The organism is Pseudogemmobacter bohemicus (assembly GCF_003290025.1).
Classification (GTDB): Bacteria; Pseudomonadota; Alphaproteobacteria; order Rhodobacterales; family Rhodobacteraceae; genus Pseudogemmobacter; species Pseudogemmobacter bohemicus.
On the sequence record NZ_QNHG01000003.1, the window covers coordinates 274460 to 294165 of the forward strand.

At 66.5% G+C, this 19706-nt stretch carries 14 protein-coding genes, 1 tRNA gene and 1 pseudogene; 10 read left to right on the forward strand and 6 right to left on the reverse strand.

The window, feature by feature from the left end; all coding sequences use genetic code 11:
- Both DRF71_RS28695 and DRF71_RS16115 read left to right on the forward strand, forming a co-directional pair.
- A pseudogene (locus tag DRF71_RS28695) lies at positions 1–316 on the forward strand (hypothetical protein); the annotation flags it as partial.
- 162 nt (positions 317–478) lie between these two features.
- Positions 479–1636, forward strand: a complete 1158-nt coding sequence (locus DRF71_RS16115) for an alkane 1-monooxygenase (RefSeq protein ID WP_112312115.1) — start codon at positions 479–481, stop codon at positions 1634–1636.
- A gap of 137 nt (positions 1637–1773) precedes the next feature.
- Here DRF71_RS16115 and DRF71_RS16120 read toward each other — a convergent pair whose 3' ends face one another.
- Both DRF71_RS16120 and DRF71_RS16125 read right to left on the reverse strand, forming a co-directional pair.
- Entirely contained in the window at positions 1774–3861 is a 2088-nt protein-coding gene (locus tag DRF71_RS16120; RefSeq protein ID WP_112311576.1) for a caspase family protein, read from the reverse strand.
- Positions 3862–3888: 27 nt separating this feature from the next.
- The gene (locus tag DRF71_RS16125) at positions 3889–4536 is read right to left on the reverse strand and encodes a hypothetical protein (RefSeq protein ID WP_112311577.1); all 648 of its coding nucleotides are present in this window, start codon (positions 4534–4536) and stop codon (positions 3889–3891) included.
- 168 nt (positions 4537–4704) lie between these two features.
- Here DRF71_RS16125 and DRF71_RS16130 point away from each other — a divergent pair, with 168 nt between their 5' ends.
- The 5 genes from DRF71_RS16130 (at position 4705) to DRF71_RS16150 (ending at position 11604) form a co-directional block, all read left to right on the forward strand.
- Positions 4705–6123 carry a trypsin-like peptidase domain-containing protein gene (locus DRF71_RS16130; protein WP_112311578.1) on the forward strand — a complete coding sequence of 473 codons (1419 nt, stop codon included), beginning with the start codon at positions 4705–4707 and terminating at the stop codon, positions 6121–6123.
- A 13-nt stretch (positions 6124–6136) separates the two neighbouring features.
- Positions 6137–6838, forward strand: coding sequence for a response regulator transcription factor (locus DRF71_RS16135; RefSeq protein WP_112311579.1), 702 nt, complete (start codon positions 6137–6139; stop codon positions 6836–6838).
- Between the two features lie 30 nt (positions 6839–6868).
- The gene (locus DRF71_RS16140; protein WP_112311580.1) at positions 6869–8212 is read left to right on the forward strand and encodes a sensor histidine kinase; all 1344 of its coding nucleotides are present in this window, start codon (positions 6869–6871) and stop codon (positions 8210–8212) included.
- Positions 8213–8395: 183 nt separating this feature from the next.
- The gene (locus DRF71_RS16145) at positions 8396–10450 is read left to right on the forward strand and encodes a caspase family protein (RefSeq protein ID WP_198672242.1); all 2055 of its coding nucleotides are present in this window, start codon (positions 8396–8398) and stop codon (positions 10448–10450) included.
- Between the two features lie 26 nt (positions 10451–10476).
- On the forward strand, positions 10477–11604 hold the full coding sequence (locus DRF71_RS16150) for a serine protease (protein WP_112311582.1): 1128 nt from the start codon (positions 10477–10479) through the stop codon (positions 11602–11604).
- A 91-nt stretch (positions 11605–11695) separates the two neighbouring features.
- Here the strand turns inward: DRF71_RS16150 and DRF71_RS16155 are convergent, their stop codons facing one another.
- Both DRF71_RS16155 and DRF71_RS16160 read right to left on the reverse strand, forming a co-directional pair.
- Positions 11696–12376 (reverse strand): hypothetical protein, encoded by a 681-nt coding sequence (locus tag DRF71_RS16155; protein WP_112311583.1) that lies wholly within the window; start codon positions 12374–12376, stop codon positions 11696–11698.
- Between the two features lie 178 nt (positions 12377–12554).
- A complete protein-coding gene (locus DRF71_RS16160; RefSeq protein WP_112311584.1) occupies positions 12555–13265 on the reverse strand; it encodes a hypothetical protein in 711 nt (236 codons plus the stop codon).
- Positions 13266–13397: 132 nt separating this feature from the next.
- Here DRF71_RS16160 and DRF71_RS16165 point away from each other — a divergent pair, with 132 nt between their 5' ends.
- The 3 genes from DRF71_RS16165 to DRF71_RS16175 all read left to right on the forward strand — a co-directional run bounded on the left by DRF71_RS16165 (position 13398) and on the right by DRF71_RS16175 (position 16944).
- A complete protein-coding gene (locus tag DRF71_RS16165) occupies positions 13398–14735 on the forward strand; it encodes an RNA polymerase factor sigma-54 (protein ID WP_112311585.1) in 1338 nt (445 codons plus the stop codon).
- A 37-nt stretch (positions 14736–14772) separates the two neighbouring features.
- The gene (locus DRF71_RS16170) at positions 14773–16806 is read left to right on the forward strand and encodes a hydantoinase/oxoprolinase N-terminal domain-containing protein (RefSeq protein WP_112311586.1); all 2034 of its coding nucleotides are present in this window, start codon (positions 14773–14775) and stop codon (positions 16804–16806) included.
- Positions 16807–16867: 61 nt separating this feature from the next.
- Positions 16868–16944 (forward strand) — tRNA-Met (locus tag DRF71_RS16175).
- Positions 16945–17559: 615 nt separating this feature from the next.
- Here the strand turns inward: DRF71_RS16175 and DRF71_RS16180 are convergent.
- Together DRF71_RS16180 and hemE are read right to left on the reverse strand one after the other, a co-directional pair.
- Positions 17560–18534, reverse strand: coding sequence for an SdiA-regulated domain-containing protein (locus DRF71_RS16180; protein ID WP_112311587.1), 975 nt, complete (start codon positions 18532–18534; stop codon positions 17560–17562).
- Positions 18531–19565, reverse strand: a complete 1035-nt coding sequence (gene hemE / locus DRF71_RS16185) for a uroporphyrinogen decarboxylase (protein ID WP_112311588.1) — start codon at positions 19563–19565, stop codon at positions 18531–18533. The genes DRF71_RS16180 and hemE overlap by 4 nt, the downstream gene beginning before the upstream one ends.
- Between the last annotated feature and the right edge of the window lie 141 nt (positions 19566–19706).

The following is a 19706-nucleotide window of genomic DNA, read 5'->3' on the forward strand; positions in this document are numbered from 1 at the left end:
GGGCAGGGGGGGCAAAGCCCCCCCTGCCCCCCCCGGGACACCCTGCCCGACCGCAGAGGCGCCAGCCGATGCCGATTGGCTTCTGGCTGGCGAAATCCACCACACATTCACCCATTTCCATCTCATCCTGCGGGTGATGATCGCCCAGGCCGACAGTAATCCCGTCAGAGGAGAGTTTTTCGCCGAGCAGGATTTCAACCCTGGCAGCCTGCCGACGGTCTTTCGCAAGGCATTTGACCTTGGCCTGACGACGTTTGCTGAAACCAGACAGAAGCCGCGTCAGCCCGCTGCGTCCCATTTCCGTCCCGTGACCTGAATGGCGGCCACCCGGGCGGTGGCGTAAACGGCGGCATGGCACCCGACCTCTGGCCCGCTGCAAACGGCGCGCCGCCCAAGGCCTGACACCCCCGGCTGTCCATTTCGCCGCGTTGATCCTCTCTGCCCCCGACGCTACCATCGGCCCGACTGGAGAATGATCATGGCTCAGCTCTCACCCGAAACCCTGGCCAGCCCCGCGCAAGCCCTGCCTTTCTGGCTTTCACTCGGCACCCTGCCCATTGCGGCCGCCGGCCTCGCCTGGGGTGGGCTCTGGGTGCTTGCGCTTCCTGCCTGGTGCTGGATCCTGTTCCCCGCCCTTGATGCTGCACTGGGCTTGAACAAGGACAATGCCAATCCCGATACCCCCGATGACCAGCTCCGGGTCTACACGCTGCTGACGCTGATCTGGGTGCCGATCCAGCTGAGCACCCTCGGCGTCACCCTCTGGTATCTGCCCCAGAGCGGTATGACCGGCTGGGAAAAGGCCGGCATGGTCTTTGGCATGGGCGTGATGTCGGGAACGATCGGGCTCAATTACGCGCATGAACTCCTCCATCAGAAACCCCGGATCGAGCGGCTGGCGGGCGATCTCCTCCTCGCCTCCGTCCTGCATTCGCATTTCCGCTCCGAGCATATGCGGGTGCATCATCTCTATGTCGGCACCCCCCGGGACACCGTCACCGCCCGCTATAACGAAGGCTTCCACCGCTTTTTCCCCCGGGTGCTGATTGGCCAGCGCCGCTCGGCCTTCGCCTCCGAAAAGGCGATGCTCGCGCGCAGGAACCTGCCCTGGTGGCACCGCACGAACCCGTTCTGGCGCTATTGGGCGTTTCAGGCCGCGTTCCTCACGCTGGCCCTGACCCTTGGCGGCTGGGAGGGGCTGGTGATCTTCGCCGCCCAGGCCCTGATCGCGCAATGGCAGCTGGAGCTGGTGAATTATGTCGAGCATTACGGCCTGACCCGCCGTCATCTCGGCGAAGGGCGCTATGAGCACACTCTGCCGCGCCATTCCTGGAACGCCGCACATAAGGCGACGAACTGGCTCCTGATCAACCTTCAGCGCCATTCGGACCACCATTACAAGCCCGACCGCCGCTTCCCGCTTTTGCAGAATTACGAGGAAGACGAGGCGCCGCAGCTGCCGTTCGGCTATCCGGTGATGACCAGTCTCGCGATGATCCCGCCTTTGTGGAAGCGGGCGATGAACCCGCGCGTGCGGGCCTGGCGCAGGCAGTTCTACCCCGATATCACCGACTGGAAGCCCTATAACAAGGCCCGCAATCCGATGCCGAAAGGCGCGCCGCCCCAGAGCCCCTGAGGCAGACCCATCACCAGGCAGGCCTATGACCTGGCAGGCCCATGACCGGTGTGCGGATACCCGGCCCGTTCATGGGATCCGTTCATGGGGCCCGTATCTTAGGGCCCGTATCCTGGGTCCGTAACCTGGGGCCAGCATCATTGCGCCCGCGTGCGCAATTCGACCTGGAGAATCGCGGGCGCCGGGCCGCCGGCCTCGCCTTCATCTGACAGCGCGATGGCGCCCCGCGTGTCTCTTCCGAAGCCCGCCTCGTAGAGCGAGCCGGTAAAGCCGCCGCCAGTCCCAGTGCCGCGCACGGCATCCTGGGCCAGCCAGCTCAGATCCTCGACCTTGCTGTGCGAGGCGGCCGGCGTCATCACCACCAGCATCCGCTCCCGGCCCATGGTCTCGCCGCCAATGGCAAAGAGGCCCTTTTTGATCACGTCGCCCGGATGCAGCCGCCCGGCATAGAAATGCGTGATCGAGTAATCGGCGCCGATATACAGCACATTCACATCGACCGGCTGATCCATATTGTTCTTCGCCAGAACATGGACCTCGTCATTCGTGACCAGTTCCGGCACCGGAATCAGCGGCAGGCCCCGCAGGGTGCGGTCTTCGGCATTGCGCGTCAGCACCTCGATCTCGACATCCAGCGCGCCGGGACCATTCGCCGGGCCAAGCGCCGCGCCGAGTTTCATCAGGTTCACCGCTTTCGCGATGGCGGTCAGCTTTTCCTGCAGGTTGCCGGCAAGGTCACCCGGCGCGATGCCGGCGGTTTCGACCTTCGGCGCCTGAACCTCGCTTTCGGCAAGACCGGTGCCCGGCAGGATCCAGAGTGCATCGGGCGTATCGCTGTCGGGCAGCACCGCCAGCGCCAGATCGGCCTCTGACCCTGCCTTGACGAAATTCAGCCGCGGGCCCGAGATTTCGCGCAGCTCATCCATCGCCTCGGCCAGAGCCAGCGCCGGGGCCGATCCGTCGGGCGGCAGTGCGATGGTCAGCGCGAAATCGAGCTCGGCACCCTTGCGGCGGAGCCAGACGCCCTCGGGCACCGCGCCCGCAAACCTGTCGGTCGTGGCGGTGAACGTATCTGCGGCGGTGACCTTCACCATGCCAAGCGCCTTGTCATTTCCATCGGCCGCCGCGCCCATCACGGCCAGCTCGGTCCCGACGGCAAGACCATGCAGCGTGCCGGCATTCAGCGTGAAGCCCGTCTCTGTCACCGTGGCGGGCCATTGCGAGACCCGCTCGCGCGCCTCGCCGCCAAAGACCACCTGGTCCAGATTGCCCTCGAACAGGGGTGTCGATTTGGCGGTGCCGCGCAGCGCATATTTGCGCAAGACCTCCTGGGCTACCTGGCCGTAAGTGGCGCCGGGATATTCCGCCAGCGTCTCGAACAGGGTGAAGGTGAACACACCTTGCGATTTGCGGTCCGGCGCGCCGCGCGGCAGCCGCATCTCGGGCGTCATCTCGGTGCTTTGCGCGGCGTAAAAGGCCACGAGGCTGCCGGGTTCGACGCCTGCGGCCGGGGGCGTGGTCTCTTTCGGCATAAAGGAAACGCCGCCCGCCGCCTCACCGCCGACGCCACGGCTGGCGGTTTCGGCTCTGTCGATGGCGGCGTCGATCATCTCTTCGGAAATCCCGAGCGCGGCGGGATCAAGCTGGCGCATCACCACCTCGTCGCCGGTCTCGATGGCGCGGGTTGCGGTGCCGGAATAGCAGCTGTCAAGCACGATCCACACATCGGCGCCTTTGGCCCGCAAGCCATCAAGCAGCTGGCCGATCTCATCATCGACCAGCGCGTTTTCGACCGCGCTGACCTGGTTGTTCCAGGGGCCGATATCGACCGGCAGGAACAGCTCATCCAGGCCGTCGGGTTCTGCCTCGGTGTCAAGCGCCGGGGCACGGGTGCCATGGCCCGAGAGATGCAGATAGATGAAATCCCCCGGCAGCGCCTTTGCGGTCAGGTCGGCAAAGGCTGCGCGGATATTCCCCAAAGTCGCCGGATCGGCGCCGTCCTTATCCGTCAGCACGGTGACGTTTTCCGGAGCGAACGGCACCGGGGCCTCGGTCAGCAGGTAATTCGCCACCAGATCCATATCGTTTTTCGGCCCCTTCAGAGACCAGCGTTTTTCGATATTCGGATAGTCGCTCGCCCCGATCAGCAGCGCGTAATTTTCGCGTGCCAGCGCCGGAAAGGCGATCAGCCCAAGCGCCGTGGTCAGAAGAAACCTGCGGATCATATCCTGCCCTTTCTGGCGTTAATTCAATCAGTTGGTCATCAGCGCAAAGCCGAATTTCCGGCTGGCCGAATTGGCGATGACCAGGGTGAACAGCCCGTCCGCCGCCGGGGTCCAGCCGCAATAGGCGACATGGGTGGGATCGGTATCGGCACAGACCTCGCGGCCTCCGGCATCGAGTATGGTGATGTTCAGATCAAGGCCCGGCTCGGTCTCGGCATAGACTTCGGCATATTCGCCGCCCCGGAAGGAAAGATCCGGCAGCCGGGTTTCCGCGCCGGCTTCCAGCTCGCCGATACGGTAGACCGGGCCGTGGATGACGCCTTTCCAGCTTTGTCCGACGATATCATCGGCGAGGTCGCGCAGCGGGTCGCCCTCGGTGGTCAGGGCCACCGCTTCCCCCAGCATCGCCTCCCATCCCAGCGGAGCGAAGGCGGGTTCTGCGCCATCCGGCAGCGGGTCGACGGGCTGCATATCGACCGATTTGCGCAGCTGCGCCGCCGCAAGGATCAGGAGCGCATCCCCCGTCTCGACGCCTTTGGCATAAAGCTCGGCCGACAGCGCCGCCTGGCGGAGCGGGCCCGACCCCTGGGCCCGGGCAGCGGTGACCAGGGCCGGGGCGGCCAGGGCAAGGCCCGCGCTGATCAGCAGGGCAGTGAGGCATGCAGGATGGGACATTCGGATCGGCACCGGGGAGAGCTGATTGTTTCGGTCAGCGGCAGGATGCGGGGAGGATCGCGGCCTGTAAACGCACAATCTGCAGATGACGGGCTTTGTCATGTGACCCTGGCAGGCCCGGGGGTCTAACCTGCAATCACCGTTGAGAAAGAGCCGGAGAATTTACGAATGTGCCTGTATAAGAGGGTCTGGAACAGGACCAGGCCCCGCATCGCGGCCCCGCTTCTTGCCACGATCCTTGCCGTTTCCGCCGCGCAGATGACCGGGTTCACCCCCGCCGCTTTTGCCGAAACCGTCGCCGCTGCAACCGCCATCCCGCGCAGCGCGGCTGATCTGGCGATGGATCAGGTCCTGGTGGTGCGCAGCGCCGATTCCGAGGATGTCTTTCTCGGCTCGGCCTTTGTCTGGGCCGGCGTCCGGAATATCGCCGTGACCAATGCCCATGTGGTCGGCATGGCAGAGGAAGTCCGGGTCATCGACCGCCAGGGCAATGTGGTGACGGCCATGGTGATCGGCAAAGACATGGTGCGCGATGTGGCCGTGTTGCAGCTGGAGCCGGGTCTTGCCGGCCCCGAAGGCGCGGCGCTGAACGGCATTCCCGCCTCAGACCAGCCGGCGCTGCCCGGGCTTGAGGTCTATGCGCTTGGCGCGCCGCTTGGGGCCGAGTTCACGCTGACGCGGGGCATGGTCTCTGCCATGGCGCGGCAGATCGACCTCGCGGTGCCGCTGATGTTCCTGCAGCATGATGCGGCAGTCAATCCGGGCTCGTCCGGCGGGCCGCTGATTGAGGCCGAAGGCCGGCTGCTGGGGATGAACAGCCGCATCGCCGATGGCAGCCGCATGTTCGTCGGTATCGCCTATGCGATTGCGGGGGGCGATCTGACCCGTATCGTCGAGGGGCTGATCGACGAGAGCCTGACGCCGTTCCCGAAGCTTGGCCTCAGCGCGCGGCCGGTGGACCGGAAACTGGCCGATACGCTGGGCATCGCGCCCGAGGGGCTGCTGGTCGATGCGGTCAGCCCGGGCGGGCTGGCGGCCCGGGCGGGGATCATGGCCGGGGATATCATCCTCGCGGTGAACGGAGCCGCCCTGCAAAATCCCGGCGATTTCGCCTTTCTGGTCGATGCCGGGCTGGATGAGGCCAGTATCGCCATCTCGGTCTCGCGCGGGGGCAACCCGGTCAGCCTTGAGCTGAGCTTTGCCGCCGCCGCGCCCGAACCCGGCATGATCGGCCTCGCGTTGCGCGGCCCCGATGGCACGGGTGTCGCGCCCGAACGCATCCGCAGTTACCGCCTCGCCGCCCTTGGCATCGTGCAAAGCGAGGATGGCAGGGTCTCAGACCTGACGCTGAACTCCCCCGCCGCCCTCGCGGGCCTTGCAAAGGGCGATCGCATCCGCGCGGTCAATGGCGAAGCGATGGATCTGGCCGCGCTGGAGGCGCTGGAAATCACCGCACCGACGCTGCTCCTCGTCGAGGCGCCGGATGGCGTTACCCGCCATCTCTGGCTGGACCCCTGGGGCACCGCGACCGGCCCCCGTGCCATCGGCGGCGCGAATGTGCTTGACCCGGCCGTTGTCGTGTTCTGAATCTGGGCGCATTATGACCGACCGTATCCTGATCATCGAGGACGACCCCGACATCGCCGCCGCCGTGGCGGGTGAAGTGGTGGCGCTTGGCTGCGAACCCACCCATCGTGACACGCTGGAAAGCGGTATCGCAGAGGCCGGGGCCGGGGATTACCGGGTGATCGTGCTGGACCGGATGCTGCCCGGCGGCGACGGGGTGGCGGCCATGGCGCAGATCCGCGCCGGCGGCTCGCGGGCGATGATCCTGGTGCTCTCGGCGCTTGGCCGCGCGGCCGAACGGGTCGAGGGGCTGGAAAAGGGCGCCGATGATTACCTGCCCAAACCCTATGAACCCGAAGAGCTGCGCGCCCGGCTGCGCGCGCTCTTGCGCCGTGGTGCGATCCAGGTCGCGGATAATGATCTGATGGCCTTTGGCGATCTGGAGATCCGGCTCAAGGCGCGCACCGTGCATGTCAAACGCACCCATGTGCCGGTCTCGCCCCGCGAATTTGCGCTGATCACGTTTTTCGCCCGCAATTCCGGCCATGTAGTCACCCGGATGCAGCTTTTGGAATCGGTCTGGAACCTGCATTTCGACCCCGGCACCAATGTGGTCGATGTTCATGTCGGGCGGCTCAGGCGCAAGCTGGAAGAGGCGGGCGCCCATATGATCCGCTCGGTCCGGGGTGAGGGCTATCTCTTCGCGCAGAATGGCGGAGATGCCGGTGGCGCCTGATCCGGCCCGCGCCCTGCCGGAGGCCACCCCATGCTGAAAGCGCGCGCCACTTTGCGGCTGGCGGCGCTGATGGCGGTCTCGGTGGCGGTGTTGTCTCTGGGTGCAATGGCGCTGCAATACCGGCTGGTGGCAACGCGGCTGACACTTGCGCAGAAAGAGCTGCTCTCAGCCGATCTGCGCGGCCTCGGCGCGCTTTATGAACAGCGTCGCATCATCGCGCTGCGCCAGGCCATCGACTATCGCGCGGCTTCGGGCGGGGAGGAGCTTTTGCTGCTCACCGACCGCGAAGGCCGGATTCTCGCCGGAACCGAAAGCAGCTGGCCCGCCGAAGTGGCGCCCGAAGGAGCCGGGTTTGACCTCTCGACCCCGCAGGAGATCACCCGGGATACGGAACGCTGGCTGGTGGTCGCGCGCGAGCTGCCGGGCGGGTTTGGCCTGTTGGCGGGGCGCCCGCTGGCGCCGGTCGATGCGACGCTGGCGGCGCTGAGGCGGGGGATGATCGGGCTGGCCCTTGCGCTGCTGGCCGCGGCGGCTCTGGTCGGCTGGGTCGCGGCGCGCCAGGTGATGGGGCGGATCGGGCGGCTGAACCGGCTGGCGGATCAGGTGGCGGCGGGGGATCTTGAGGCGCGGCTGCCCGGCCCCCGCAGGGCGGATGAGTTCGGCCTCCTCGAGACCCATATGCATCACATGCTGGACCGGATCGCCAGTCTGAACCGGGCGACACATCGCCTTTCGGACACCATCGCGCATGAGATGCGCACGCCGCTGAACCGGCTGGCCACCCGGCTCTCGGAGATCGAGGGACAGGAGGAAAAGGTCAGCCAGCTGCGCGAGGAAATGCGCGGCGCGATCCGTATCTTCGATTCGCTCCTCGACATCTCGCGGGCCGAGGCTGACCAGGGTTCCGGGGGGGGGCTGCTGCCGGTCGACCTCTCGGCCCTGGCCGAAGGGGTCTGGGAACTTTACGAGGCGCTGGCCGAGGATAAGGGCCTGATCCCGGCGGCGACCATCGCACCTGATCTGATGGTGCTGGGCGACCGCACGCTGATTTCGCAGATGTTGGCCAATGTGATGGATAACGCGATCAAATATTGCGCCCCGGGCGACCGGCTGACACTGACGCTCACCGCTGGCCCGCTGCACATCCTTGAAATCGCCGATAGTGGCCCCGGTCTGCCCGAAGGTATGGGCGAAGACGTGTTTGAACGCTTCACCCGCGCCGGGCGTGACCGTGCGCGCGGAATACGAGGCCATGGTCTGGGCCTCGCGCTGGTCCGCGCCATCGCAATGCGACATGGCGCGAAACTCTCGTTGCCCGGAGTGGAAAAGGGGCTGACCATCCGCCTTGAATGGCAACCGCTCGCCTCTGGCTGATCCCGGATGCCTCCGGCGGGAGTATTTGTATCAAGAGGAAATGCCCTTCCTCTTGACATAAATACTCCACGGGGGTCCGGGGGTGTGAAACCCCCGGCTCGTGTCGCTGGTCAGAGGTGACAAATTTCGTCATCTCGCGCAGGCCCCTTGTCGGACTGGACAAGTCCCGGCATGTTTTCGCCTATGAAACCGCATCTGACATATGCCCTCGCCGCCGGCCTCCTGTTCTGGAGCACATCGCTGCAGGCCGAGACCCGCGCCGTGCTGATCGGGGTCGGGGAGTATGCGTTTCTGGATGCCGATCTGAAGGGGCCCACCAATGACGTGCGACTGATGGTCGAGGTGCTGGCCGGACGGGGTGTCGCACCGGAGGCGATGACCGTTCTGACCACCGATCCGACCGGCCTGCCCCGGGGCGTCCTGGTGGCCGAGCCCACGCGGGCGGGCATTCTTGCAGCGCTTGATGCCGCTGCGGCCGGTTCTGCTCCGGGCGATACGCTGGTCTTCTATTTCTCCGGCCATGGTTCGCAGGCGCCGGATCAGAACGGCGATGAGGGGGGCGGTTATGATGAGATCTTCCTGCCGATGGATGCCAAAAACTGGCAGGGCGAGATCGGCATGGTGGAAAATGCCCTTGTCGATGACGAGCTGAACCTCTGGGCTCAGGCTGTGCTGGACCGCGATGTCAGGCTGGTCGGCATCATCGACGCCTGCTACTCTGCCACGGGTTTCCGCGCCATCGAGCCCGATCCTGCAGCCGGGGTGGCGCGGTCTTTGCAGCCCGATGCGCTTGGCATTCCGGATGATCTCCCTGCGGCGCCTTCCGTGCCCCCCTTTACCGGTGCCACCGAACTCGCCGGGGATTTCGTCTTTCTCTATTCCTCGCAATCGGATGAGCGCTCCTTTGAATATCCGCTGGGTGATACCGGCATCTGGCATGGTGAATTCACCCTGCGGCTGGCCCAGGTGCTGGCGGGGGCAGAGGATGCGACCTGGCAGCAGGTGCTTGCCGCGACCTCGGATTCGATGATCCGGGGCGTTGCGCGGCAATTGCCCGATGCCGAAGGCACACTTCTGAACGAGAAGGTCTTTGGCGAGGGCGCCGGCTCTGCCCGCTACCGCGTCACCGGTGCGACGCTTGAGGCCGGACTGCTCCAGGGGTTCGCAGAAGGCGGCGAGGTCACGCTTTACGCCAGTGGCGCCGGCGGAGAGAGCATCGGCTCGGCCATATTGGGCAAGGTTTCGGCGCGCGAGGCAAAAATCAGCGGCCCGCTGCCCGAACTGGCGCCCGACCAGACGCTCTGGGCCGCGCCGGGCCGGCTGCCCGATCCGAAGCCGCTGGTGCTGGCGGCGCCGGCCCGGGCCGATGCCGGTGACGGGTTCGACTATTCGCAATGGGAGACTGCGCTGGCCGCCTTGCCGCAGGAGACGGTCACGCCCGATCTCGTGCCGGTTTTAACTGCCGGGCAGCTGGTGCTGGCCGGTCCGGATGGGGTGGTTGACCCGGACGGTGCCGGCTCTTCACCGCGCGTCCTGTCCTGGGATGGCGAGACCGAATCCGAGGCTTTGCAGCGCGTGCTTGACACCATGGCCCATGCCACGCGGCTGCGGGACGTGCTCGCCACGGCGGCGGGGCGCGGGCTGACGAAGAGCGAAGTGATCTCGGTCGCGATCGAGCGCCGCCAGGGCGAGGAGCTGAGCGATCCGGCCGGCGGCGCGTCGTGCAGCGGTCAGGCCGGCGCCGGGATGCCGCATGACCCCGCCCTGGGCGTTTCGGGCTGTGACCAGCTCTGGCTCAGGCTGACCAACCGCTCGGGCAAGGCCCAGGATGTGACGGTGCTTTACCTCACAGCCGGGATGGAAGTGCTGCCGATCTGGCCGGCGCAGAATATCGCGAACCGCATCGCACCCGGCGAAGCGGCGCGGGTCGGGTTGCAGATCGACCCGGTCAGCCATGCCGCCATCGAGGAAATCTGGATCCTCGCGGTGCCGATGGGCGAGACCCAGGCCCTGCGCACCGATCTCACCTCGCTTGCCACCGCAACCATGCGCGGCAGCAGCGGCAGCAGTGAAACCGCGCTCTGGCTGGAGAGCCAGATCGTCCCCATGGATGACAGCGCGTTGCGCGGTTTTTCCACCAAACCCGCAGATCTGACGATGATCCGCCAGATCGTGCGGCTGCAACCCCCGGCTTCCGACCGGACCGCCGCCTCTTCCGGCCCGGTTTCGGGCCCCTGACCCAATTCGAGGAAGGATCCACGCCTATGTCCGCCCGCCTTACGCCGCTATCGCTGCTCCGCCCGCTTTCTGCCCTGGCTTTGCTGCTGGGCGTCAGCGGCATCGCCCTTGCCGAGGGGCAGTCGACCGCGCCTTCTGCCGCGCCTTCTGCCAGCGCCGATGCCCCGGCTTTCAGCACAAAGACCAGCGCGGCAGATGCCTCGCCCTTTAGCTTTGCCGCCACGGGCGCCAAGGCCGAGCGCGGTGAAAAGGCTGCGAAAGAAGACCCCGCCGGGGCCAAAGTGATCGGCGGGCAGCCGGCTGCCGATGGCGCCTGGCCCTGGCAGGTCGCTTTTCTGATCGGTGGCCAGCCTATCAGCACCGACAGCCAGTTCTGCGGCGGCTCGCTGGTGATGGATCGCTGGGTGCTGACCGCAGCCCATTGCGTGCATATGGCCGATGAGGCCGGCAATGGCGCCGATCTGAAGCCAGGGGATTTCGACATTCTCGTCGGGACCAATCTGCTCGATGGCAGCGGCGACCGGGTGCCGGTCGAGGCGGTCTTCACCTATCCCTCCTACTCGGTGAATGATTTCGACTATGATATCGCGCTGGTCAAACTGGCGCGCAAACCGCAGGGTCGCTATCAGACCGTCGAGGTTCCTGACGCCAATTACGGCGATATCCTGCGCGAGCCAGGCATCACCACCGTCGTCACCGGCTGGGGCCTTCAGGCCGGCGCCGTGCCCTCGTCGCAGCTGATGCAGGCGCAGATCCAGATGCTGGACCGAGACCTGTGCAACCAGGTCCTGCTGGAAGGCCGCGCCGAAGAGGCCGTCGAAGGCTTTGCCTATGCGGTCAATCTGATGAACGTGCCCGAGGAAAAGGCCTATGCGCTCTGGGACGAGATCATGGCCTCCGCGCCGATGCCGATGAGCGAGAACATGATCTGTTCGGGCACCTATGAGGGCGGCAAAAGCTCGTGCAATGGTGACAGCGGCGGGCCGCTGGTGGTGCCGCTGGACAATGGCCGATACATCCAGGCCGGTATCGTCAGCTGGGGGCTGAGCGACACATCGGGCCGTGGCTGCCCGGAAATGGCGCAATTCTCGGCCTATACCGATGTGTCGCGCTTTGTGCCCTGGCTGAACGAAGTGATCACCGCCAATCCCTGACCGGATCTGCATCCGCAGCAATCGCGGCAAAAACCCCCGGAGGCGTCATCGCTTCCGGGGGGTGATCATTTGGGCAAAGGGGCAGGGGGGCCTAATTGGTGACCAGATCATAGGCCGCCGCGCTGGCGCCCTTATTCTCGACCGCCACCACGAAGAACCCATCCCAGGAGGGTATGAAGTCGCAGTAAAGCGCATCCTCCTGGCCGCCCTCGAAACAGATCACATTGCCATTCTCGTCGGTGACGAGGATGTCGAGATCCGAGGCGCCGGTGCCGATCACCGAAAGCTCGGCATAGGCGCCGCCGGCAAAGGGGATTTCCCAGCTGTCGGTGCGCCCGGGGGTCAGGCTGGCGCGCTGCGAAAAGGCGCCCCCGATCCGGCCGCGTCCGGTGGCACCCCGCGCATCAAGGATCACATCGGCCAGAAAGGCATCCTCCCCCGCAAGCGACAGCGCGCGCTCGAACATGGCGTCCGCATCGGCGGGACCCTGTGGCGGTGCCCCGGCCTCCTGCGCCGCTTCCCCACCGCTGGTGCTGCGTTTGAGCTCTTTGCCCGGCGCGGTTCCGACCGTTGCCGCCAGCCGCGCCGCAGCCAGCACGATCAGCGCATCGCCATGCGCCTCGCCCAGCAAGAACAGCTCATGCGCCATCGCCAGCGTCGCCACCGCGCCGCCCTTGCCGCCACCGGTCGGGTCGATATTCGGCCCCTTCGCGTCTTCGGCCGCCAGAGGGCCGGCAAACAGCGCGCCCACGAACAACGCAGAGAGCGCCATACCCGCGCCAGGATGCCGGAGAGACATTCCAGGAGGGAAGCGGCGCATGAACGCAGGAAAACGAGGCATGACGGCTCCTTTATGCGGGGCATTCCGGCAGTGTCGCAGCCCGGACCTGGTTTGAAAAGTCACGCAAGGGTGACAAATGCGGTCATCGCGCGCGGGCGGGATGCCGGCCTCAATTGGCGATCAGCAGATACTCCCCCGGCTGCGCGCCGGCGCCGGAACCGGGATTGGCGATCACCACCCGGTAAAAGCCGTTTTCCGCCGGGGTGAAGCGGCAGGTCGCGGCTGCCACCACCCGCAGCGGGCAGAGCACACCCCCCGCGCCATCCTCGACCGACCAGAGCAAGAGGGGCGGGCTTTTCGCATCCTCGCCGGTCTCGCTGGCGGGGGCTGCGGTGAAAACCGCGACCTCGGCCGGGCTCTGGCCGGGGAAGGGCATGGTCCAGATGTCCTGGCGGCCGGGTTCCAGCTTTGCGGTTACCTGGCTCACCCCGCCGCGCAGCACCGGCGGCGGCAGCTCATACAGCACATCGCTCAGGGCCTCATCCTCTTCGGCCATCAGGAGCGCACCCGACCAGGCCGCGCCCGAGACCAGCAGATCCGGCGTCACCCGCAGCGGCGCCGGTTTCGCCCCGGTCAGCGCGGCGCCCTGATAGCGACCGCTTTCCTGTTGCCAATGGCTGGCCTTGCGCAGGCGGATGCCGCCGGCAAGCCTGACCGCCACCGCCATGCCAAGCGCGTCGCCCTGGCTCTCGGCCTCTTCATAAAGCCGCAGCGCCAGCGCGATGGTGGAGACGGGGCCAGCGCCATCCGCCGCGCGCGCGACCTGCGGCAGCGGCGCGACGAGGGCGAGGACGGAAAAGGCGAGAAAGGCGCGTAACATGGGAAACTGCAGATCAGGTGTTGCCAGCCGATCCTGGCGTAAAGCGCGGGCAGAGAGAAGGCGCAAAGCAACCTTCGGTGCGGCGCCTCCATAGCGATTGCAGCCGGGCCTGCCTCCTGGCACAGTCGTACCATGAAGCAGCGCAACCGCATCACCATCGCCCAGAAGCAACGGCTCTCGCTGAACCTGTCGCTGGTCAGCGCGATTGCGATGCTGAAATCGGATGCCGGAGCCATCGGCGTCTGGCTGGAGGAACAGGCGGCGCATAACCCGCAATTGCAGATCTCGCCGCCGCCGGCCCAGCCCTCGCCCTGGGCGCCGCGCTGGCATGATGCGCTGTCGCGGCAGGCCCGCGCGGGGGCCGGGGCCGAGATGCTGGCCGGGCCGGCGCCGGGGCTGCAGGCGCATGTGACGGCGGCGCTGCTCCTCATGCGGCTTTCGGCTGCGGAAATGCCGCTGGCGCTGGTACTTTGTGCCGCGCTGGAGCCGAGCGGCTGGCTGGGGCTGCCCATGACCCGCATCGCGCGCGAGGCCGGAACCACCCCGGTGGCGATGGAGGCGGTGCTTGTCAGGCTGCAGGGGATCGAGCCTGCCGGGCTTTTTGCCCGCAATCTTGCGGAATGCCTGCGCCTTCAGGCTGCCGAGGCCGGAGAGCTGGACCCGGTGATGGCGATGGTGCTCGATCATCTTTCGCTGGTTGCCGGTGGCGATCTGGAGGCGCTCGCAGAGAAATCCGGGACGACGGTTGCCGATATCGCGCTGCGGATCCGTCGGCTGCGGCGCTACGACCCGAAGCCCGGCGCCCGTTTTCAGCCCGGCACCGCGCCGGTCGCAGAGCCCGATCTTTTGCTGCGCGATGGCGCGGCGGGGCCTGAACTCAGCCTGAACCGCTCCTCGCTGCCGTCGGTCGCGCTGCACCCAAAGGCAGAGGGCGGCGACCGGAGCGCTGCGCTTGCGGTGATCCGCCTGCTGGAAAGCCGCAACCATACGCTGTTGCGGATCGGGACGGAAATCCTGCGCCGCCAGCCGCTGGTGGTGAAACAGGGGCTGCGCGGGCTGTCGCCGATGACGATGAGCGAGGTGGCATCGGCGCTTGGCCTGCATCAGAGCACGATCAGCCGGCTGGTCCAGGGCACCTCGGTCGATACCGGCTCGGGCGTCTACTGGCTGCGCGCGATGTTCTCGCCAGCTGTGCGCAAGGATGGGCCGGCAGGGGCCGCGATGCGCGACGCGCTGGCGCAGATGATCGCCGCCGAAGACCCGGCAAAGCCGATGAGCGATGCCATGCTCGCCGATGCGCTTTCCGGCGCCGGCGCGCCGCTGGCCCGGCGCACCATTGCAAAATATCGTGAACAATTGGGCATTCCTGTCGCATCCCGGCGTAAACAGGCGGCAAAACTGTCATCCGCGACGCGAAAGCAGGCGCAAAAGGTCGCTCCCGGGGGTGACCGTTCCGGCACGCCGCTATAGCAAGAGGCGCGCGACGAACAGCAGTAAAGGGCGGGCCATGGCCTATTTCCTCGGGGTCGATACCGGCGGCACCTATACCGATGCGGTCATTCTGGATCAGGCGGAGAACCGCATCCTCGGCACCGCCAAGTCTTTGACCACGCGGCATGATCTGGCCGAAGGCATCGGCGGCGCCGTGGACCGGGCGCTGGCGCTGTCGGGGGTTGCGGCGTCTGAGATCGCGCTGGTGTCTTTGTCGACCACGCTGGCGACCAATGCGTTGGTCGAGGGCCAGGGCGGCCGCGTGGCGCTGATCACCATGGGCTTTGACGAGGATGATCTGGCGCGCGCGGGCCTTGCCGAGGCGCTGAAGGGCGATCCGGTGCTCCGCATCGCAGGCGGCCACAGCCATGCCGGGATCGAGGCCGAAAAGCCCGATCTCGCACGGCTGGAAACCGAGGTTGCGGCCCTTGGCCCCGAGGTGATGGGCTTTGCCGTCGCCGCGCGTTTCGCCACCCGCAACCCTGCGCATGAACTGGCGGCGCGCGAGGTGATCCGCCGGGTGACGGGGCGGGGGGTTACCTGCTCGCATGAGCTTTCCGCCCGGCTGAACGGGCCGAAACGGGCGCTGACGGCGGTGCTGAACGCACGGCTGATCGGGATGATCGACCGCCTTGTCGCCGCTTGCGAGCGGCATCTCGCCCGGATCGGCATCGCCGCGCCCTTGATGGTGGTGCGCGGCGATGGCGCGCTGATTTCCGCCGCGATGGTGCGCGAGCGGCCGATCGAGACCATCCTTTCCGGACCCGCCGCCTCGATCGTCGGCGCGCGCTGGCTGACCGGCGCTCAGGACGCGCTGGTCTCGGATATCGGCGGCACCACCACCGATGTGGCGATCCTGCGCGGCGGCTTGCCCGAAATCGACCCCGAAGGTGCCCGCGTCGGCGGGTTCCGCACCATGGTCGAGGCGGTGGCGATGCGCACCACCGGGCTTGGCGGCGACAGCGAGGTGCATCTGATCAATGAGGGCCTTGCCGGCCGGCTGCGCCTTGGCCCGCGCCGCCTGCTGCCGGTCTCGCTGCTGGCGATGACCGCGCGGGACATGGTGCATGAGGCGCTGGAGCGCTGGCTCTCCGGCCCGGCGCCGGGCGAATATGACGGGCGCTTCGTGGTGCCGATGCAAGGGGTGGAGCCGGCGGGTGGCCTCGGCCCCCGTGACCGCGCCGTGCTGGAGCGGATCACAAGGGCGATGCCGGTGGCCCAGGCCCTGACCTCGCGGCTGGAGGCTGCGGCACTGGACCGGCTGGTCGCGCGGGGCCTTGTGATGATCTCGGGCGTGACGCCCTCGGATGCCAGTCATGTCGGGGGCACGCTGACCGACTGGGACGGTGAAGCCGCAGAAAAGGCGCTGCAGCTGATGGCCCTGCGCCGGAATGGTGCCGGCGAGCGCTTTGCCCCGGGCGCGGCAGAAATGGCGCGGCGGATCATCGGCCAGGTGACCGCCCAGACCGCCCAATGCCTGCTGGAAGCCGCTTTTGCCGAAGACCCGCGTTTTCAGGGCGAGGATGCGGCGATCCTGTCGCGCCACCCGCTGCTTTCTGCGGGGCTTGATCAGCATCAGGGCGTGATGGCGCTGTCTGCGCGCCTTGCGCTGCCGGTGATCGGGCTGGGGGCCTCGGCGCCGTCTTATTACGGCGCGGTGGGCGCAAGGCTCGGCTGCGAGATGATCCTGCCCGAACATGCCGGTGTCGCCAATGCCATCGGCGCGGTGGCCGGCCAGGTGAGCCAGCGCGTCTCGGGGTTAGTGACCTCGCCGGCGCAGGGGCGGTTCGTGGCGCATCTGGTCTCGGGCCCGAAAGCCTATGGCGACCGCGACGAGGCGCTGGATGCGATGGAAACCGCGCTGCGCGAGGACGCCGGCGCCCGTGCCCGCGAAGCCGGGGCGGTTGACCTCCACCTGACCGCCAGCCGCGAGATTTCTGAGGCCGGGGTGGAAGGGCAGATCCTCTTCATCGAGGCGGTTGTGACCGTCACCGCCACCGGCCGGCCGCGCATCGCCCATGATCTGGTCGCAGAAGATGCCGGAATCTGAAGCGGAAAGCGCGCATACCCCCTTGACGCTCCGGACCGGCCCGAATATCCCCGCGCCCAGTGGCTAGGTAGCTCAGCTGGTTAGAGCGTGCGACTCATAATCGCAAGGTCGAGGGTTCGAGTCCCTCCCTCGCCACCATCAATCTATGTGCTTGAAAAAAACAGAAAAACGGGATTTTCGGACTTCCGGGAATCAGCTTATTGCACACGCTAATGCACCTGTTATTGCACAAGCAGCAGGTTTTCCGGATGTGAACGATTCGGCCCAAAATTTTGAAAAAAATTTGGGGGTTCGGAAAGATCGCGTTTCGAAAACCCCCGCCGGGGAAGGGGTCCCGGTTTTTTTAAGTGGGAGTTTGCAAGCGGTGTGCTGGCAGCAGCCACACGCGCGATTCGCCAAGGGGGTATACCCCTTCCGGGTCCCAGCCTTCGAAAAACGGGCTCCCAGGCCTCGCCCTAACGGGCGAACCCTGCCCCTCTGCCGCCTCAGCCAGCCAGCCGCTTCACCACGTTAGTCACGCCGCAAGCTGACAGACCTTCAATCTAGGTCGGTCGGGAAGCTGGAAAGCCAGTGAGAGTCAAACAGCGACATTCGTTGCGGCTCAAGGAGGTAGTAGCCCTTGCATTCGCAGCGAAAGGCGGTGGCTCGCTACCTGTCGTGTTCGCTAACCCCGTGCTGCGTACCCGCATCACCGTAAACCGGTCCTGAAGCGCCGGTCACTTCGCTCCTGTCCGGTGGCAGTTGCCCGGCAGGTCACCCCGGTGCGCAGCCAGGACAGATGCCCCCTTGCCCGGCCCAGGCCGGTGCCGGATCCCGGCTGAAACGGTAAAACAGGTTCGGCTCCGAGACGATATAGATGTCGCCGCGCGAGTCCACGGCAAGGCCCTCGGCCTGGGGGATATCCTCTTTCAGCCCATGCCAGCCCGCCCAGAGCGGCATCACGCTGACCGGGCTGCCATCCGGCGCATATTCGGCCAGCGAGCCGGTCATATCCGACAGTAAGAGCAGATTTCCGGTCGCGTCATGGGCGGAGAGTGAGGAAAGATCGGTGGTGAAATGGCTGAAACGGTCACCCGGCTGCCATTCGCTGACACTGACCGAAAAGCCTTCTCCGGCAATCGCGGCTGAAAGGCCGGTCACCATCAGCACCCGAATGGGCAGCATCTCCTGCGCGATCAGCAGCAGGTCGCGATTGCCGTCCCAGGACACGCCCTCAAAGCCCATATTCTGGAAACTGCCGTAATTCAAAGCAAGATGTGGCGTTCCGGCCAGATCCACCACCTTTGTCCCGGGCCTGATCACCACCCAGTTCAGGCTTTGGCTCGCCTCGTCCGAGATGATGAAGACCGAGGCCGCGACATGGGTGATCCCCTCCGGATCCCGGGACCCTTCCAGCGGTATCAGCCGCAAAAGCTGTCCCTCGGGCGATAATTCCGCAATGGCGGGCGGGCGGTTGATCACCGCGAAAAGCGTGTCGGTTTCGGGTGCCCAGGTCAGGCCGGAGAGGTTGTCGCCGAGGCCCTCGACGGCCTTCGCCTCGATCCGGGCGGTGTAATAGGGCAGCCAGATGCCCTTGTCCTGCCATTGGGCTGCCGCCTGCTGCATGCTGCGATAGTGCAGCCAGACCCCGAACAGGCCCGAGGCCCAGAGCCAGAATGCCAGCGCCGCAAGGATCAGCGCGGCCAGCCCCCACCAGAGGCGGGTCCGGCGGGACGGTGTGGCGGTCACACGGCCTCCCGCACGGCGTCGATCATCCGCTGCACATTATCGGGGCTGGCATCGGGGGTGATGCCATGGCCCAGATTGAAAATATGCGGGCCGTTTGCAAAGGCGCGGACCACGCGGCGCGTCTCACGCACCAGATCCTCGCCGCCCGAGACAAGGTGATGCGGTGCCAGATTGCCCTGGACGCAGATATCTGTCTGCACATGTTCAGCCGCCCATTCCGGGCTGACAGAATTGTCCACCGCCACGCAATCGGCGCCGGTGGCGGCGGCGAAACCGATATAGCCCTCGCCCGCCTCGCGCGGGAAGGCGATCACCGGCAGGCCGGGATGGCGGGTCTTCAGCGCCGCGATGATCTTCGCGGCGGGTTTCACTGCGAAATCCTGGAAATCCTGGCCTTGCAGGCTGCCGGCCCAGCTGTCGAACAGCTTGATCACCTCGGCGCCGGCCTCGACCTGGGCCGAGAGATATTCGATCGTGGCCGAGGTCAGCCGGTCGATCAGCGCCCCGAATGTGGCGCGGTCCTCGCGTTTCAGCCGATGCGCCCCGGCCTGTTCCTCTTTACCGCGCCCGGCGATCATATAGGTCGCTACCGTCCAGGGCGCGCCGGCAAAGCCGATCAGCGTGGTCTCGGCGGGGAGTTCCTGTTTCAGCAGGCGCAGGGTCTGATAGACCGGTGCCAGAGTCTCATGGATCGCCTCATCGGGGCGCAAGCCCGCCACCTGAGCCGCCGTTGTGGTGGTCTCCATCCGCGGCCCCTCGCCGGTCTCGAACCACAGTTTCGGCCCCAGAGCCTGCGGCAAGAGCAGGATATCCGCGAAAAGGATCGCCGCATCAAAGCCATAGCGGCGGATCGGTTGCAGCGTCACCTCGGCTGCCAGTTCGGAATTATAGCAAAGGGAGAGGAAATCGCCCGCCTCGGCCCGTGTCGCGCGATATTCCGGCAGATAGCGGCCCGCCTGGCGCATCATCCAGACCGGCGGCACCGGCTGAACCTCTCCCCTCAGGGCGCGCAGGATCTTTTTCCCGCTCATGGCATACTCCTGGCATAGTCCGGCTGATCTGACGGGCCGTGCCCCGCCTGTGCCGGCAAGTCAAGCGCAGATCGGCCGGCGGCGTCGATCTGCCGCCTTGCCCGGCGCCCCGCCCGCCTCTCCGACCGGAGCCGCCTTTCC